Below are 17,207 nucleotides of genomic sequence, written 5' to 3' on the forward strand. Positions count from 1 at the left end.
TCTTTATTTGTACCCCGTACGGGATTTGAACCCGTGTTACCGGCGTGAGAGGCCGGCGTCCTAGGCCGCTAGACGAACGGGGCTCGCTTAGCTGTCCGTTTCGGACTTGCTAAACACTATAGGATCCCCGAAAGATTGCACAAATCGGCAGGTAACGGACCCTTTTTACACAGATAAAATCCCGAACCTCGTTGCCACTTATGGCTGCGATGTAAACTTCGACTCTCAAGGCCTAGGTGCGGATCGAATCAGTGGTTATTCCGCTGGCGTGCCGTTGGCTGCTGGGGCCGGAGCACTAGTTAGTCATCGCTGGAGGTTCGGGAGGACACGTGCGCTAACAGCATGCGGTGCAAGGCTCCTACTTCGCTCGAGTGTTGGCTTTAAGAAGTTGTGGATTATGGCGATGCCGCCTTGTATTATCTGCTAGGGTTGCGTCGGCGATAGTGATGATTTTCAACTTCCGCCATCCGCTCTCCTTTCTGTCGGGAATGCGTTGTACCTGCAGTGTATGGCCAGAAAAGGCATACCGGTAGGACTTAGACCAATTGGCCACTGGTCCACCCCCTGGTACTCCACCGCCCCTCCCGTCCACCTCGCCGAAGATGCACACCGGTATGGGGTAAAACCAGACCACTCAGATGTCACGAGAAGCCACGCCCCTTTACTTGCCACTAGTGCAAGCGTTACACTTGCACTAGATGCAAACAAAGGAGGCACCTCATGGGCAGCGACCTAAAAGTCATTAGAGAGGTCCAACAACGCACAGCTTGGAAGCAGAGCAGGTGGGCGGTAACACTTGTAGCGCTCGGCATCGGCAGTAGCCTCGCATTCTCTAAGCTGTCGTGGTGGTACACCCTCGCAATCCTCATACCGACCTTCATTCTCGGCTACCTCCTCAAGGACAAAATCGCGAACCCTTTTGTTCGCCCCAATCCCAACAAGGGGCCAAGGAACGATCGCGCCACGTGGTCACGCGTACTGCTTCCCGCTGCAATGATTTTCTCCACCACGCCGACACCTGATACATGGCCATGGATGATCACCAGCGGGGTCGTCGTTTCAGCAGCGACGGCTTGGATGCTGTACGAGAACCGCAACGCGGCAATAAAGGGCGCCAGTGTCTAGGGAAGCGCCCAACCAATCCCCTGAGCTGGATCCAGTTATCCACCCGATTAACCGCCTCAGAATCTGTGCCACGCTCCACTCCGCCGGTGCCACCGACGGTCGGCAAATGAAGTACAGCACGCTCGCCGAGTTGACCGAGCTACCCGCCGATACACTTTCCAAGCAGTTAAAGCACCTCGAAGACCGCGGCTATATTAGCCGCGCCCGAGAGTACGGTTCTACCCGCGCTAAGGACACTGTGTGGGTCACGCTTACTGAGGCAGGCACACAAGCTTACGTGCAGCACGTGGAGGCGCTCAAAGCCATGACTGGAGGCTTATAGGTTGCGCAGCCATTGCGCTATGCGATCCCCCAGCTGTGGAAACTCGGTATAGCCGTCACTCTCAAGGAAATGTCCAGCGTCGTGGATAGTGATGGGTGCGGCTGAGAGGGCGTCGGCAAGCTGCTGCGTGAGGGAAGGGTCCACCAGGACATCGTCCGTAGACACGAAGACCTCTATGTGAGCGATGTGGGGTTTGACAGCAGGCACGTCGACGTGGGCCTGGCCAATAAATTCGTCAAGCTCTGGGATGACAGGAAGCTTCTCCACAAACCCAGAGACAATGAAGAGCCCAGGAAGCTCCCACTCGCCCTCCAATGCCGTGAGATAGTGCAGCAGCGCAGTGCCGCCCAGGCTATGCGTGATGATGCAGGTATTAGCGTTTGGACGCTTAATATCGTTGCGTATCGCCTCTACCCACTCATCGAGCTTCGGAGCGTTCGGTTCCGGCAGCGCGATGGTGTGAACGGTGTGGCCATCGAAGGTCAACAGGCGTTCTAGCCACGGGAACCAGTGACTGTCAGGGCTGGCTTGGTATCCATGAACAATGTAGAAGTGCATGGTCGCCGATCATACGAAAAAGAGTGGCAAGCTCATCGTGCTTGCCACTCTGTGTGAAGCGCCTCCGCTTCATCTCTCGCATGCTCATATTTAGCTACCTCTTCTTCAATAGATTGCAAATCTGCCGCTGCTCCGGCGGGGTCATGGTCTGCTCTGGACATTTAAAGCCCCTAACTCGTCAAGTTTACTTTTTATACTATTGTTTCTCAATCAATCTATAGTAAAATCCAGCCCATGGCGGCTTCTGGCGTGCAGTGGGTCGGATTAAAGGCTGCTATGGCGTGACTCCTGGAGCTCAGGCAGCAGAGTAGACCTTCTTTCGTAGACGACCGGTCCTCTATCTAGATAGCGCAAGGGGGACTGCGTCTCTTTCTAATATTGCCTTCACGGCATCTATGTATCTACTGTGTACAGCCAGTATAAGTAGCCGCTCGGCCCTGGACGCGCCGACATAGAGGACTCTTCTTGCCTCTGAACTTTGGTTTTCACTCCAGTCACGGATCGTGTCCCCGGTCCAATTATCTCCTGGAATTATCAGTACGACCGAGTCTGTCTCCAATCCTTTAAAACCGTGAATTGTTGAATGCTCATACTGGTTCTCGGCTGTCGGTACCCCGTCCCAGATCCAGACATTGGCTAAAGGTGTCTTGGTGCGGTCGCGGTCGAGAGCGACTCCAAACTTGTCCGCTACTTGGACAACTTTCTCTCTGAAGTCGCCGCGAGACAGCCCCGTTGGATCTCCTGCTGCCACTGCAAACCTCAGGCATAACTCGCGGTATGCACTCTTAGTCAGCCCAAGACTCTCGAGATACCTCTCTTCACTAGCCTTAGCTAGGCCTCTATCTGGGTGCAACCTCTGCAGCGACAGACCGATATCAATAAGTGCTCGGGTCCGCTGCGCCGACGTCGAGGAGGGGTAAAGGAGTTCGTTACAAGACCCTGCAAGAACTGCAACCTTGTTGGCAGACGTCTTTTTCTTTGCTCGGCCTCCTGCTGCAAGGGCTGCGTTATCTCCTTTGTGAGCTAGAAATACCGGCTGAGATAGTTCCTGGTACTGGTCCATTACTGCCTTGACTGAGGGACCAATATCCGAAGTCTCTCTATAGCCGACAAGATGTACTGGGATCTCACAGCTGGATGCTCTACCCCCAGCAGTGTCTGTACTCGTGCCCTCGCGCAGACTGTCCACGATCTTGCAGATAGCGGGCGAACTGCGGAAGTTCGTGTTAATTCGCGGCTGGCGGTCTCTCGAATCGACAAAATTGCGTACTTCAGCAACCGACGTGCCTCGAAACTCGTAGATAGATTGGTCAATGTCCCCAACCGTGATCAAACGGATGCCGGATTCCTGAAGTGTCCGTAGGACGAGAAGGTCAACAGTATTACAGTCCTGGACTTCATCGACAATAACCTCCTCGAATCGAGTAGCCAACAGCTCGACGATTCCGTACCTGTTCTCTTCAATCTCAATTCTCGCCAGAAGTCTCGAAGTGTCAGCGTCGAGATGTCCCGCCTTGGTCAGTTCTTTCCATTTAGCATGCGCGGCAGACTCCAATACCCGGATGGGGTAATGTTTATACTTCCACCTGTATTTGTCCAGCAGGGTCGCCCGGTCATTATGACAAATGAAGTCATCCAGCGGTGCTGGCGCCTGTCCCTTTATCGTCACGACTGCTGAATCAAGACTGCTCCAGGAATCCCAGAATGTAGGAGTCTTGCAGAACCTCGCCTTATAGAATGGTGCCGCGAAAAACCTATTGATAAAGCTGTCAATCGTTCCGACGAAGTTCGGCGCTTGGAGTAGTTCTGGTTTGTGCGAGCACCTCCTCTGGGCTTCTTCCGCAGCGGCGTTGGTAAAGGTAATCAAGGCGACGCCGCGCCGCGAGTTCTCTGTATCCGCACGTGTTGCAAACCGCTCGACGATGGTCTGTGTCTTCCCAGCGCCCGGGCAGGCCTCAAAGAAGCCGCCAGACTCCGACTCGATGAGCGCCCGCTGGGCCGGTGTGAATTCAAAAGTCATTTCTCACCTCTAGTCCTCGGCTGCTGCCTCAATCGCTGCTCGAAGTTGATCCGGGCACGCAAAGGTCACATCTGGCTCGGATATAGCAATTGCGACGTCGTGAGCAAACTGACCCTTGCTGATACACAGATTCTCCGCATCCTTTTTGACCTGGAGTCTCCGGTACATCTCCCGCGCCGGCGCAGGTGCATTCTCGATAGCCTCCCACTTCTTAACAGAGCGGGGATGCTGCTTCAAGAACGCCCCCTTAAGGATGTTGTTGTTGGCATCCGAGCTGGTCAGCAAGCTTGCCTCTAGTGTGTACTTTGATGTCTCCACACTCAACACATTGTCAGCTCGTAAGTTGAGAGCGATATCCTCGAGGTCTTCAGTTCTATTGATGCTCTTGGCTTCCAGATCTTCGAGAGGTGGGTCTTCGTCCGTAAGTGCGATCACCTTGTCAGCGAGCCGCAAACCCCCACCAAAGTCATACAGAAGCAGCGTGAGGTACGGACGGAAATCCACAGAACCGAGGTTGACGATAGGTGTGGCATTGAAACGACGGAGTTGTTTCGCCTGTTCGGGATCGCTTCGGTCGAACACACAGTGCCGTGCAAGTGCTGGTAATAGAACTGCCTCAGAGATTCCCTCGACCAGGATGACCCGCTGAGTAAACAGCAGATCAGATCGAGTTACATCCAAGTACTGGTCGATTTTCCTTCGGTCGTTCTCATCGTCGAACTCGACCTGTTTAAGAGCTAGCGCTGCCGTATTACTACGGCCCTCGCGCTTGGTCGATCGGATGACTACGGTTCTTTCTAGTCCAACCGAGCTGGCCAGGTTCGGAGAATGTGTCGTCGCGATAACCTGGATCCGACCAGCGGGCTGCCCCTCTTCTGGCTGGGAGACAGAATTCTCAGCTTGCTCGAGGAGGAAGTCGAGCAAGACACCTTGGAGTTGCGGATGCAAGTGCGTTTCTGGCTCTTCGACCAATAGCAGAGTGAGCTCGGACTGGTTAGCCTCCTGTAGCTCAAGCAAGACTGTCGACATAAACAGGAGATTAGCGTACCCCAATCCGGATGATGCAAGGTCAGTTGCATCTATCCCATGCTCTGCCATCTTCAGGCGGAGACCTCGCGCAAGATGCTCGAGCGAGGGCTGTTCAAAACCAAGCGCCACCTGTTGTCCACGCACCGCATCGGTTAGCGAGGATAGATGCCCCTGAATCTTGTCGCTAACTCCCTGGACCGCACTACTTTCGGATAGCTTCTCAGTAGCGGCATGAGCCTCGTTCAGGAAAGCTTCCCTATCCTCCTTGTCGAGCAGGTAGCGCAAGATCGTCCCCAAACGGCGACCGTTGGCGGAGTCCAGCTCCCGCTTCGCATCGCGTAGCGGCTCCAGGTAAACGTGGTTGATCTTCGACCGCACCTCAGCTTCTGGATCCGGAGAGGCAACTGGCCCTGCCAAGCGCTCGGTTCGACCGCGCGGGTACTGATCAGTTGGCGGAAAATAGCGGACATGGTGGTGAATTTTCTTAGCGTTGAGATCCAACGCACCGATGAATAATGCCTGCTGGAAGCTGTCTCCGTCCGCGAAAACAAGCTCAATATCTGGGTTAGTGTCGGCCCCGATCGACGGGTCATCAATCTCGAAATACCTCGTCCGTCGTCCACTCAATGGAGTCGTTGCTAGGCGAAGGGCATCAATGATGTTGGATTTGCCCGCATTGTTCTCTCCGACCAGAAGAGTCAGATCAGGGCTAAGCGCTACTTCCGTGTCCTCGCATGATCTGAATCCCTTGATCCGTACGCTCTCCAGCCACATTGCCGCGGCGGCGTCGCTTTCAATAGTCAAAGCTCTCACTCCAGTCTTCTGCCGCCAGAGGGGCATCATTTAGATCATCTCGCCGAGCAGTCCAGTCTGGCAAGTGCTGATCCATCACCGCTACAAACCTAGAGTTGTGGCTTCTCTCGATCAGATGCGCCAGCTCATGAACCACCAGGTACTCCAGACTCCGAGGATTCTTCTTTGCTAGCTCCGGGTTGAACCAGATGTTACGGCTATCAGGATTGCACGACCCCCACTTGGTCTTCATCCGCTTGACCGTAATCTGGTTAGCTTTCACCCCCATGGCAGCCTCCCACTTCTCAAGCAGAGGCGGGAGTGCGGCCTTGAGCTCCCGTCGGTACCAGCGGTCGAGAATGCCGAATCGATCATCACGAGTCGACCCTTCCGGGGAGTAGAGCCACAGAGTATCGCCGGCCAATACCACCTTGGGATTTCCACTGTGTTTTGAGACGTCGAGGCGGTAGCGCTTCCCCCAGGCGTAATGGCTCTCTCCGGAAACCATCTGCCGCTCCGTCTGGCGCTTTGCCTTCTGCAGTCGCTCCCGCTCACGCCGGATCCACGGCAGTCGCTGGATAATAGCCCGACGGATAGTGTCCTCGTCCAGGCGGGCGGGCGCAGCCACGCGCACGCGACCCATCGGTGGATACACCGACAGGTGCATATTCTTGATGTCCTTGTAGACCAGCTCTACATCAAGACCGGAGACGGTGAGGTAAGCACTAGCGGAATTCATCATGCATCACCAAGAGCTCAAGCAGCTTCTTCATCTCATCAGGTTGCAAAAGTCCAGGGAAATTGAGAGCGACGGTACGCATTAGCGACTTCTGCTTCGTCTTATCGCCAGCCCAGCCGTGCTCCTTATTGCGCTGGATTATGCCGTACACCCGCTCAAAGTCGACCTCGATATCCTCCGGCCAGGCGAAGTCAATCAGGGCACGGCGCGCAGACGTGCCAGCCCATTCTGGGTACTTCTGATCCGACTCTCCCCGAGCAATCCGCTGGGCAAGCTCAACCAGCTTCAGCAGGTACTCCTCATAGTCGATAACAGCCTCACGCCGCTGCTCGATCAAGGCATCCAGGAGCGTTGACATCGACTCGTAGTACTTCGGGTTCATCGCCTGTTCGTCAACGATGGTCTTGCGAACGTTGTTGACGATGGTCTCGGCAGCAGCCTCTGGATCCTTCCGGATATTCTCCGGTAGCTTGTCGATAACTCCGACCCCATGCTCGACGATGAGATGGATGAGACCCTGGTCAAAGGTCGCCAGGTTCCGGGATGCATCCGCCTGAATGTAGGTGTCGAGAAGCGCGCGCATGCCGGCCTCGAACTGCTTGAGGTCAACATTCTCGCCAGCACCGAGCTTCACTTCGTCGCGGACATCGACGAAGTGCTTGACCTCGGACCTTATGAAAGCAGCTTCACTCTCCGAGTATCCAGCCTCACTCATCCGGTTGGCCAGGTTCGCATAGGCACGGACCAGACTGGCCACGCCCTTGTAGAGATCCACTCGCCTCGGTTCGTTGGCCTTGAGCTGCTCTGCGTTGCCACTTTCCCTCGCGCAGAAATAATGCTGGTACTGCAGCGTGCCCTTCGGCGGAGCCACCGGCTCACACAAGGCTCGTACCATCTCAAGAGCCTCGTCCAGGTCCTGGCGCTCTTGCTCAATACGGTCCTTGAGCAGACCTTCCACGTCTTCTTCGTCGTAGTCAGCAAAGGCTTCGGAGGTGTAGTCAGAAACCGCATCCTCCAGGGATTTGAACAGGTCGCGGTAGTCGACGATGTAGCCATACTCCTTATCGTCACCGTCAAGCCGGTTCACGCGACAAATTGCCTGGAATAGGCCGTGGTCCTGCATGTTCTTATCGATGTAGAGATAAGTTGCACTCGGAGCATCAAACCCAGTCAGGAGCTTGTCGACCACGATCAGCAGCCGCATCTGACCAGGATGCTTGATGAACTTCTCCTTGACGCTCTTCTCGAACTCGTCAATCCGCTTGACGGCATCATCAGCGTTGGTCTGAAAGTAGTCCGCAAGCATCCGACGGTAGATGTCGTACTTGACGATCTCCTCATTCTTGCCAGCCCCGGAGTCTTCCTTCGAGATCTGGGAAGCGTTCGGCTCATAGCTCGTGATGATGGCAACCTTGCCAGCCAGTTCGCTATGGCTGAAGATGTCGTAGAATTTGCAGGCTTGGTAGACGCTTGAGCACACCAGCATGGCGTTGCCTCGGCCATCCATCAGGCGGGGCATTCTGGCCATATCCATCAGGATGTCTGCGGCGATCTGCCGAGCTCGCGGCTCTGCGGACTCGACTGCCTTGATCGTCGCCCAGCGCTTCTTCAGCTGGTGTTTTGTCAGGTCGGTCATGCCCTGAGTGTGAATCGTGAACCACTCATCCACCCGTTCTGAGCTCATGAGGCGTTGCTCGATATCTCGCGCCTCATAACGCAGATCCAGCACCACGCCGTCATCAACGGCCTCATCGAACTTGTAGGTGTGGATGTACGAGCCGAAGGTCTCGATGCTCTTGGCCTTGTCCTTCTTGAGAAGCGGAGTGCCAGTAAAGCCAATGAACATCGCGTTTGGCAGCAACTCCTTCATCGCCTTATGGAGTTTGCCGCTCTGGGTGCGGTGAGCTTCATCGACAAAGACGAAGATATTGCCCTTGGGGTTGAACCCTTGAAGGAGAGGTTTCTTGAGCTGACGCACGAAGTCTTCGGTGTCGCCCTGGTCCTTCTCGTCATCACCCCGGAACTTATGCACCAGTGAGCACATCAGCCACGGCTTGTTCCGGTCCAGCATGCCGATCATGTCTGCTCCAGACGTCGATCGCTCGATGGTCTCATCGACACCGGCAAAGACCTTCTCAATCTGCTCATCAAGCTCAGTCCGGTCGGTGATCACCAAGACACGCGCTTCGCGCTGGTTCTCTCGGATCCACTTCGCCAGCCACACCATCGTCAAGCTCTTGCCTGACCCCTGAGTGTGCCAAATAATACCACCCTCGCGACGAGCAATACGCTCCTGAGCAGCCTTAACACCGAAGTATTGGTTATGTCGGGCTGTCTTCTTCACACCAGAGTCGAAGACGATGAAATCATGAATCAGCTCGAGGAAGCGCTGTTTGCTGGCCATCTGGAGCAACCCACGGTCGAGATGGTTCTCAACCTCGCTTGGTTCTTTCCACTCCAGCCAATACTTCTCCGGAGTCTCAATCACTCCGTAACGTAGGCCCTCAACATCATTACCGGCAAAAAGCAGCTGGACAGTGGTGAAGAAGGGTCGAACGAAGTCTGCCTTCTGGTTGCCGAGGTGCTGGCGGATACCATCCCCAACGCTGACCTTGGAACGCTTGAGTTCGATGACGCCGAGAGCGATGCCATTGACGTAGAGCACGACATCTGGACGCTTGGTGTTCTTGCCCTTGATCGACACCTCTTCGGCCACCACGAAGTGGTTAGCTTCCGAATTGTCCCAGTCGATAAGCCAGATCGTCTCGAAGTTTTCCGAGGCGTTGCGTTTTACCTTCACGCCGTAGCGAAGCAGGCTGTAGACATTGCGGTTGGCCTCGTAAAGCGAACCGCCAGCCGGCAGCGAAGCAACCTTATGAAGCTGCTCGATGGCACGCCGAACCAAGTCCTCTTCATAGCCACGTGCCAGCAGATTCTGGCGCAACAGCTCTTCCTCAACGTTGGAGTTAGCCCGGTCCTTCCAATCCCCGACATATTCGTAGCCCAGCTGGCTGGACAGGATGCCTACGACGTGATCCTGCGTGACACGCTCACGCTGCCCGACCAGACTCATGACGCTACCTCCTCGACAGGCAGACGAGTACGACCAGTAAGAAGTTCCTGCATCATGCCTTGCTTGATGCTGCGAGCGGACTCGAGGCGACGCTTAAGGGCAGCGATTTCCTGGTCGGCATCCTGCAGGATCTGGGCAATAGCTTCCTGCTCTTCTACTGGCGGCAGAGGAATGGATAAATCTTCCACATCTCGATGCGAGAGATGCTTGACCGTAGTAGCACCGGTTGAGTTCTGCATTTCTAAAAGCGGCTTTTCCAAAGCATAAGATAGATACGCGCCATTTACGTGGCGTGAGAGTATCAACCGACCCACTCGTTGGTTAAGAAGCGCAGGACCACCTCTCCAAATGATTGGTTCAAAATCACCATCCATTCCCACGAGAATGTCACCGTCCCCAAGGATGAAATCTTCTGAGAACACTCCGGAAAAAAATATAACGGAATCATTTGAGCGGAGATCCCTGTTCCGGACAAGCCTCATTCCTGAAGCAGATTTGGAGAATCCTGAAGATGGAAAAGGATATCCGACTTGAAACTTAAGTACCGTACCAAGTCTGGTTCTGTCCCAGGACCTCGTAAATCCATCTAGCCTAGTCGCCCCACTAAGAAGTTGCTGTATCATACCCTGCTTCATTGCCTGCTTCTTCGAGATGAGGCGCTCGAGAGAGGAAATGAGGTCGTCTTTCTCCCAAAGAGCACTTGAGATCGCCTTTTGCTCGGCTAGATCTGCAGGTATTCTGACAGGCAATCCCCTCACAATGTCTGAGTTAATGTTCATTTGAGAACCCGACTGGCCGGCTTCCTTTAAACGACCCTCAGCAGCCTTGAGAAGATAGAGCATAAATTTCTGATCGGCCTTAACTGAAGTTAAGGCAACAAAACCGTCATGAATACATGCTGGAATCCGTGTTATAACTGGGATTCCAACAGATGCAGCAATGCTCAGAATCAGAGTTCCTGATTCTAGAAAACGGCTTCGCAGTATCCCATCTTCGGAAAGGCGTTGAGACGTCACCTTGAGCTCCCGACCATTTGACCTGTTTACGTCTGCAATTCGAACCCACCCAACTTTTCCAGCGTCATCAAACCAGCGATCCGAAGCGATCGGGCGAGGAGACGCGCCTCGTGTGACTACTGCTAGTTCGCCGATCGTGGTATCTACCCAGTCACTGGTCATTTCCAGAATCCCATCTTCGCGAGACCCTCATTGACTTTTGACTGAAGTCCCTGTGATTCTTGCTGAAGTTCGTCCAGTGTCGAGCTGTAACGCTGCCCCAGTACCTCCAGTCGATTAGTCAGCTGTTGAGTGGCAAGGAATCCAACCAGTCGGATCTTCGTATGTACTGTGACTTCCCACTTTCTCTCGATAATCAGCCCGCAAATAGTCGACTTTTCCAACTTCGAGTAGGTAGCCAAAGTCTTCAAGTTGAGGTCTAGATTGGCATCCTTCACAGCCTTCTTTGCCGCTGTCTCAGCAGCAAACAGTTTTACGGCATGATTGAGCGCGGCAATCTCCTCCGCCTCTGCCCCCTCAGCCTTAGCTTCCTTGAGGCGCTTTCTCGCATCACCAACCTTGACCCCGCCATCGTCATTGACGGCCTCCCAGAGCAGACCTTCTTCGACCGCGTGCTCCTCGATATACTCCAGGAGCTCCTGGCTAATGCGCTCCTGTTCTGCAGTGAGACGATCAAGCTCGGCCTTCTTTTCAGCGAAATAACGATCGATGATTAGTGCCGGCGGGATCAGGTCAGTTACCCAACGCTGGGCCTTGACACCCGTGCCGAAGACCAGGTCAGCGGCCTCGTACTTCGGCTTCTTCTTGTTGTCATAGCCAGTGATCCGAGCTTCACGCGGTTGAGCAGCATCAACCCAGCCGGACCCGACGATGAGTGTGACGTCATCGTGCATGGTGTCATTCCAGTAGCTCATCAGCTGCTCGTATACGCTGTATTCGCTGATCAGCGGACGACCCCGGAACTTCTCCAGCAAGTCATCACCAAGATCCTCAATCAGCTGCTGCGGCCTGGTCTGCGAGTCAATCGCCTCCAGTTGAGATCGGTGAGAACCCCACCAATCCTCAACAGCCTTGGAAACAGTCGAGGTAAAAGCCTTAGCGTCCTCTGATTCCTCAATCACCTTGGCTACCTGCTCGGGCTCTACGGTGAGCTCGGAGTATCCCTCCCGCAGAGGCCGGAACAGCTCACCGCGCAGTTTCGGGAAAGCATCCCAGTATTCACCCAGGGTATCGAGATCTCGGTTCGGGATACCACCCTTGAGATGGGCTTCTAGGTCCTGGATGTCTTCCGGTTCAGAGGTGTCGATGTAGCGCGGGATGTTGAGGTTGTAGTTGTTCTTCGCATCAGAGATCTCAGAGAGCGGCACCATTCGGGCGTAGTGCTCAATTTCCTCGCCAGCAAGGTAGGTGTCGATTACCTTGCGCATATCCCGAGGACGCAGACGGTTCTTCGGCCCGTCCTTTTCAAAGCCTTTGGAGGCATCGATCATGAAGATGCCCGTCCGGTTTGCCGCGTCCTTCTTGTCGATGACGATGATGCAGGCCGGAATTCCCGTACCGTAGAAGAGGTTGGCCGGCAGTCCGATGATCGCCTTGATCAGGCCGCGCCGGATCAGCTCTTCACGGATCGCGGCTTCAGTGTTGCCACGGAAGAGCACTCCGTGGGGAAGAATCACCGCTCCCCGACCATCAGACTTGAGCGACTTCACCATGTGGAGTAAGAAGGCATAGTCGCCGTTCTTCTCCGGCGGCTCAGCGAAACCCTCGAACCGGTCATATTCCTTGTCGAAGCCGTTCTTCCAAGTCTTTACGGAGAACGGTGGGTTGGCCACGAAGTAGTCAAAGGTCTGCAACTGCTCGCCCTTGAGAAACTTCGGATCAGAGAGCGTATCTCCCTGGCGAATGTCGTGCGTCTCGTTGCCGTGAAGGATCATATTCATCCGAGATAGTGCCCAGGTGGCGTTGTCCTTCTCCTGGCCATAGATCGACAAGCCGTTGGGAGCAGAGTCAGCAACCTTGATCAAGAGTGATCCAGACCCACAAGTCGGGTCATAAACGGTGGTAGAGCGGGGAGCATCCTTCGGGATCTCCAGCACTTGGGCCATAATTCTGGAAACCTCAGCCGGGGTGTAGAACTGCCCCTTGCTCTTGCCGGACTCCGTCGCAAAATGCCGCATCAGGTACTCATACGCATCCCCGAGCAGGTCGTCACCTTCAGCGCGGGAACCGGTGAAGTCGATGTCCTGGAAGATGCTGATGAGGTTCGTTAGGCGATCCTGCATCGCCTTACCTTCACCTAGCTTGTTCGGGTCATCGAAGTCGGCGTTGTTGATCACACCCTGCAGGTCGTTTTCCTCAGCCAAGCGACGGATGGCGATGTTCATCTTCTCGCCGATATCGGGAGCACCCTTGAGTGCTACCAGGTCATCGAAAGATCCACCTTCGGGAACCTCGATCAGACTGTAGGGGTCGCTTTTGGCCTTATCCGAGACATACTTCACGAACAGGAGCGTCAGGACGTAGTCCTTGTACTGGCTGGCATCCATGCCGCCGCGCAGCTCATCGGCACTCTTCCAGAGGGAGCTGTAAAGATCAGACTTCTTGAGAGCCACTACCACGTCACCGCCTTCGACGACTCGGCGTTAATTGATGCTTGTTGGACTCTCAGGCTCATCTTGCGGTTTTCTCCTCCACGCTGGGTGGTCTAAATCTTGTTAGGTAGTTGACTCTACTGATCGCCACCGACATGGTTGCCGGGAACTGCCCTCGTCAGGTGTGAAGTGGCGGACTGTAGCTTCAGCCCTGGGTTGGTCGTCAATGTTTTGATTATACCTCCGAACTGGGGTTTTGTTAACTATGTCCACGAGTCCACACACCTCTCGGAGAGGTCGCCATGTTCGAACACGCAAGCGGTGGAACTTCGTCCACTCCAGGGGGGGCGACCCTGCCTGGTAATGCTTCGTAGCGTCGTGCTCATGAGCGCCTCCGAGAGCCGCAACCCAGGCCTGGACGGCTACGTTGACTGGATCGTCTTCGACCGAGACTGGAATTCCTTTTCCGAGCCGTGTGAAACTGAGGAGGAGGCCCAGTGGGTCTCCCAACATACGGGCGGCGAGCCGATCTACAGGCGAGAGTGGAAAAGGTACTTTAAGCTGTGACAATAGCTACACTGTAGCGATTTCAGCTCGCCAGGAAGCGCTTCCCAAATAAGAACATGTGAACGATGAACAACTAAATCGCAAAGCGAGTACCTTAGAATGAGCAACTCAGTCGCCACGATGAAGTCATCGATGAGCACAAGGGCCGTCTCGCCAGGCTTGAACAAGTATCGGCGCAGCACTACAAGCGAGATCTACGCTCTCCAACCTGGAGCTCCGAGCTGCTCGCTTCCAGGTCAGAGCCGCTTCGTCAGCTGGAGTAAGTACTGCCATTCCGAGCCTGCGTCCTGCGTCCGCTTCGCCTGGCGAGCTTTTAGAATTTCATGCACGTTTAGCCCGTATTTGTATGCCAGTGCAGAAAGTCCTCCAGTAGCCAGGTCTGCCAACGCAGTCCCAGCCAACCCCATCGTTAGGGCTCCGACCCCCTCCTGAATCGTGGGGACATCAAGGAATCGAGCCAGGGCTTCACTTGAAACTTCCCAGGTAGCAGCAGCCTTAGTCTGAGCCGCTGCCTTGGCCATCTCCGCCACAGTAAGGTGAACTTCGTCGCGCCAGTAGACATTCACTTCTGGCAGGAAGTCTGCTTCAAGTGGAGATGATGCAATCTTGTCCTGGACGTGCCGCACTCCCCTAAAGTACCGGCCACGAAGATCTGTAAGTTCGGATCTAGCTTCAAGAATATTCTCCATGGAAGCATCGGGAAAACCGGTAAGTGCTCGATAAATCTTGAGCAGACCCCGGCACGGGCAGAGTTGGTCAGAGCGACGTCCGACGGGGAGGCTTCACCATTTTGGGTAAGTTCTTCAGCCAACAGGCGAATGTGATCATCGAGGAGTAGGTGCGATCTCGGGTTCTGTAGGAGTCTGGTAAGTAGGGCTGTGAAATACGCTGAGTCCAAGTCACTGGTCGTCTCATCCAAGAATAGGCTAGAAGAGCTAAAGGTCAGCGCGCCACTGTCCAGGGCTTGGTCAATATCGTCTCCGCCATAGTTACGCCAAGAGTCCTCATACTGCCGGCGCATCCGACTGGCTATCGAGTCGTACCCCGAACCAAGATACTGATCGTGGACCTTTTGAGCTTCGCGAAGTTCGGGACTATTCCGTCGCTGTGCGCGGGAATACTGCTTCTGAAAAGCTGCCAACTCGCGTGACACCCGCAAGACTTCACTTATCTCACGCTGACTTCGTCCTACTAGGTCAGCTCCCTTTTCCCCCGAATGCATCTCAAGCAGTGCTATGACCCCGTCAGTCCCCGACCGAGAGAGATCAACGAGTTTTCAGGTGCAACAGTGCCGGAGACACGAGCTCGACCTGCCCCGCATAAAGCAAGGCTGAGCGGACCTAGCGGACTTCTTCCGCGACTCTCCGTTGTCCCGCCAGGGGTGAGAAATCGAGCGCTGTAGCATCCCCCAGAGCTACGACCACTATCGTTGGCAGGTCCGCTTCACTCGACAACCGCTTAAGGTCTTTGCTCTGGTCTTTCGACTTCTTCTTGGCCATAAGCTGATCGTAGCCGGGTACTGCTGGAGTATCGCTTCTGTCTGACGAAATTTTAGAACACTCGTTCCCAAACGTACTAACTCAAATTGACGCAGTAATCAGGGGTGGTCCGGTTATGCAGATAGATTGCCGTAATCGATCCTCCAGGTAGGAGTCTTGGCCGATACTGAAGTTGTGGCAAAGAAGGAGCTCACTGAACGCCAGAAGACAGTCCTGCAGCGGATCAACGACGGGTGCCCTGACACCGACTGGCCAGAAACCTACTACAAGGGCTCAGCCCGCATGATGGCCAGCTACGGCCTCGTGAAGATCAAAGGGCGAGGCAAGGAGTGGCAGGCTCAAATCACGCAGCGAGGCAGGGACGTCCTCGCCGGCGTAGAGGCACTCACCGGCTCGTCTCAGGTGAAGTCTCGAGCTCCACGGCGAGATCTGGCCACAGGTCCAACCGCCACCAGGCCCGCAATCCCAAAGAAGATCGCACCACCCGCTCCCCCGGCTGTAGATACCGAGCAGCTCTTCGACGAGCTGCTGGCGGCAGAGTTCCAAGTCATCACCAGACCCTTGGCTACCGATGACGAAGAAGCCAGATGGAAAGACGCCCTGAGAAGGCTCCGTTCCTCACGCTCTCTCCTCGGCGACACCTGGCGGGTGACCTCCCGAGTCCGAAACGAGGGCAGTTACCGTGCACCACAGAAATTCTTCGACCTCACGCTCGTTCCAGTAGACAAGTGGCTCAGCGATCCAATTTCAGATGAGATTAAACGCTACCACCCAGCCGTAGGCCAGGTCATGAAGTACTCCACCAACACGACTCGTGACCTCCAAAAGCGTACCAAGAGAGCCTTGCACATGCTGTTTCGTGAGGTCGAGGCTCGTGGGTGGGAGTACAAGGAGATCGATGTCATTCCATACTCCGGCCATAAGACATCTCGCGAGCGCGGCTCTCTCAACCCTAGAAATACGGGCTACGGCTTCAACGGCGGGCATAGAGACTACTTTGTCTCTGCTACCGAGCGGGTAGACATTGTCCAGCGAGAACCCACCAAGCAAGAACTCGAAGACCTTGAAAGAGATCTACGCTGGTGGCCGGACGCGAGGATCAAGAAGCCCTACGACCACCCGTACACCGGAAACCTCACCATTACGATCGGCAAGTACCAGGCCAAAGACTCAATCACCAGGACTGCCGAAACCTCAATACCGGCGGCTTTCGCCCAAATCACGCTGTCTCGTTGCTGGGTCGAGCATGACCGAGAGTTGAGCCGGCGTGCCAGGGAGCTCTGGGGCAAGAAGGTCGCGATAGCTGAGAAGCGGGCCGATGAAATCATCCGCAGCCGTCAATTCCACGAAGCTCTCCGAGAAAGAGTGGTGAAGTGGGATGAATTCAAGACCATTCCAGCACCTTTAATCGCCGTCATCGACGGCGGGCAAGGAGCTGCCAGTGCCATCAAACAGTGCTGGCCTACCACACTCGTTCAACGCTGCCTGGTGCATACTCAATGAAGCTCATACACGCAGGACACCTATTTACCTTCTTTGCCCCGCCTGAAGGTGTCCCCCAGGATCTAAAAGCCACCACGAACCTGCTGGAAGGTGGCATCAACAAACAGCTCAAAGACTTAGCCGGAAACCATCGGGGCATGTTCGATGAGCATCAGCGCATCACCATGGACTGGTGGCTCTACACCCACACCGAAGACCCTGTAGCGCCACTGGAGTTAGCCAAGCAACAAGACTTCGAACGCCAAGGAGAAAAAGCAGCACGCGCAGCCTGGGCAAAAGAAGAACTCACACGACGCGGCCACCCAGACGGGCGACCAGCCACATACGACATCCACATCGACAGCGAATGGAACCCCAGCTTAGGCATAAGAAA

Annotated in this window: 12 protein-coding genes, 1 tRNA gene and 1 pseudogene; 5 read left to right on the forward strand and 9 right to left on the reverse strand. The window is 55.0% G+C overall.

The features are described 5' to 3' along the window. Positions 1–10: 10 nt before the first annotated feature. A tRNA-Glu gene (locus HMPREF2896_RS06645) sits at positions 11–83 on the reverse strand. A gap of 637 nt (positions 84–720) precedes the next feature. Between HMPREF2896_RS06645 and HMPREF2896_RS06650 the strand changes: the two genes are divergently transcribed. Then, positions 721–1,125: a hypothetical protein gene (locus HMPREF2896_RS06650; RefSeq protein ID WP_070445022.1), complete on the forward strand. Its 405-nt coding sequence runs from the start codon at positions 721–723 to the stop codon at positions 1,123–1,125. Further along, positions 1,118–1,447 (forward strand): transcriptional regulator, encoded by a 330-nt coding sequence (locus HMPREF2896_RS06655; RefSeq protein ID WP_070718590.1) that lies wholly within the window; start codon positions 1,118–1,120, stop codon positions 1,445–1,447. Before HMPREF2896_RS06650 ends, HMPREF2896_RS06655 begins: the two co-directional genes overlap by 8 nt. On the opposite strand, the gene HMPREF2896_RS06660 is transcribed toward HMPREF2896_RS06655, so the two are convergent. The 7 genes from HMPREF2896_RS06660 to HMPREF2896_RS06690 all read right to left on the reverse strand — a co-directional run bounded on the left by HMPREF2896_RS06660 (position 1,442) and on the right by HMPREF2896_RS06690 (position 13,286). Continuing rightward, the gene (locus tag HMPREF2896_RS06660; RefSeq protein ID WP_070718593.1) at positions 1,442–2,005 is read right to left on the reverse strand and encodes an RBBP9/YdeN family alpha/beta hydrolase; all 564 of its coding nucleotides are present in this window, start codon (positions 2,003–2,005) and stop codon (positions 1,442–1,444) included. The genes HMPREF2896_RS06655 and HMPREF2896_RS06660 overlap by 6 nt on opposite strands. Positions 2,006–2,342: 337 nt before the next feature. Next, the gene (locus HMPREF2896_RS06665) at positions 2,343–4,025 is read right to left on the reverse strand and encodes a UvrD-helicase domain-containing protein (protein ID WP_070718596.1); all 1,683 of its coding nucleotides are present in this window, start codon (positions 4,023–4,025) and stop codon (positions 2,343–2,345) included. Between the two features lie 9 nt (positions 4,026–4,034). Next, positions 4,035–5,858, reverse strand: coding sequence for an ATP-dependent nuclease (locus tag HMPREF2896_RS06670; RefSeq protein WP_141754767.1), 1,824 nt, complete (start codon positions 5,856–5,858; stop codon positions 4,035–4,037). Further along, positions 5,848–6,588, reverse strand: coding sequence for a M48 family metallopeptidase (locus HMPREF2896_RS06675; RefSeq protein ID WP_083306513.1), 741 nt, complete (start codon positions 6,586–6,588; stop codon positions 5,848–5,850). Before HMPREF2896_RS06675 ends, HMPREF2896_RS06670 begins: the two co-directional genes overlap by 11 nt. After that, positions 6,572–9,658, reverse strand: a complete 3,087-nt coding sequence (locus tag HMPREF2896_RS06680; RefSeq protein ID WP_070718602.1) for a type I restriction endonuclease subunit R — start codon at positions 9,656–9,658, stop codon at positions 6,572–6,574. The genes HMPREF2896_RS06675 and HMPREF2896_RS06680 overlap by 17 nt, the downstream gene beginning before the upstream one ends. Next, entirely contained in the window at positions 9,655–10,836 is a 1,182-nt protein-coding gene (locus HMPREF2896_RS06685; RefSeq protein WP_083276498.1) for a restriction endonuclease subunit S, read from the reverse strand. Before HMPREF2896_RS06685 ends, HMPREF2896_RS06680 begins: the two co-directional genes overlap by 4 nt. Then, the gene (locus tag HMPREF2896_RS06690; protein ID WP_070447683.1) at positions 10,833–13,286 is read right to left on the reverse strand and encodes a type I restriction-modification system subunit M; all 2,454 of its coding nucleotides are present in this window, start codon (positions 13,284–13,286) and stop codon (positions 10,833–10,835) included. The genes HMPREF2896_RS06685 and HMPREF2896_RS06690 overlap by 4 nt, the downstream gene beginning before the upstream one ends. A gap of 363 nt (positions 13,287–13,649) precedes the next feature. On the opposite strand from HMPREF2896_RS06690, the gene HMPREF2896_RS06695 reads away from it, so the two are divergent. Beyond that, positions 13,650–13,832: a hypothetical protein gene (locus HMPREF2896_RS06695; RefSeq protein WP_141740744.1), complete on the forward strand. Its 183-nt coding sequence runs from the start codon at positions 13,650–13,652 to the stop codon at positions 13,830–13,832. A gap of 236 nt (positions 13,833–14,068) precedes the next feature. Here HMPREF2896_RS06695 and HMPREF2896_RS06700 read toward each other — a convergent pair whose 3' ends face one another. Continuing rightward, a complete protein-coding gene (locus tag HMPREF2896_RS06700) occupies positions 14,069–14,521 on the reverse strand; it encodes a hypothetical protein (RefSeq protein ID WP_141754768.1) in 453 nt (150 codons plus the stop codon). Positions 14,522–15,487: 966 nt separating this feature from the next. On the opposite strand from HMPREF2896_RS06700, the gene HMPREF2896_RS06710 reads away from it, so the two are divergent. Both HMPREF2896_RS06710 and HMPREF2896_RS06715 read left to right on the forward strand, forming a co-directional pair. Then, positions 15,488–16,834, forward strand: coding sequence for a hypothetical protein (locus HMPREF2896_RS06710; RefSeq protein WP_141754769.1), 1,347 nt, complete (start codon positions 15,488–15,490; stop codon positions 16,832–16,834). After that, positions 16,834–17,207: pseudogene (locus HMPREF2896_RS06715) on the forward strand (IS256 family transposase); the annotation flags it as partial. The gene HMPREF2896_RS06710 and the pseudogene HMPREF2896_RS06715, both read left to right, overlap by 1 nt.

This window comes from Corynebacterium sp. HMSC069E04, from assembly GCF_001813175.1.
Taxonomy (GTDB): Bacteria; Actinomycetota; Actinomycetes; order Mycobacteriales; family Mycobacteriaceae; genus Corynebacterium; species Corynebacterium aurimucosum.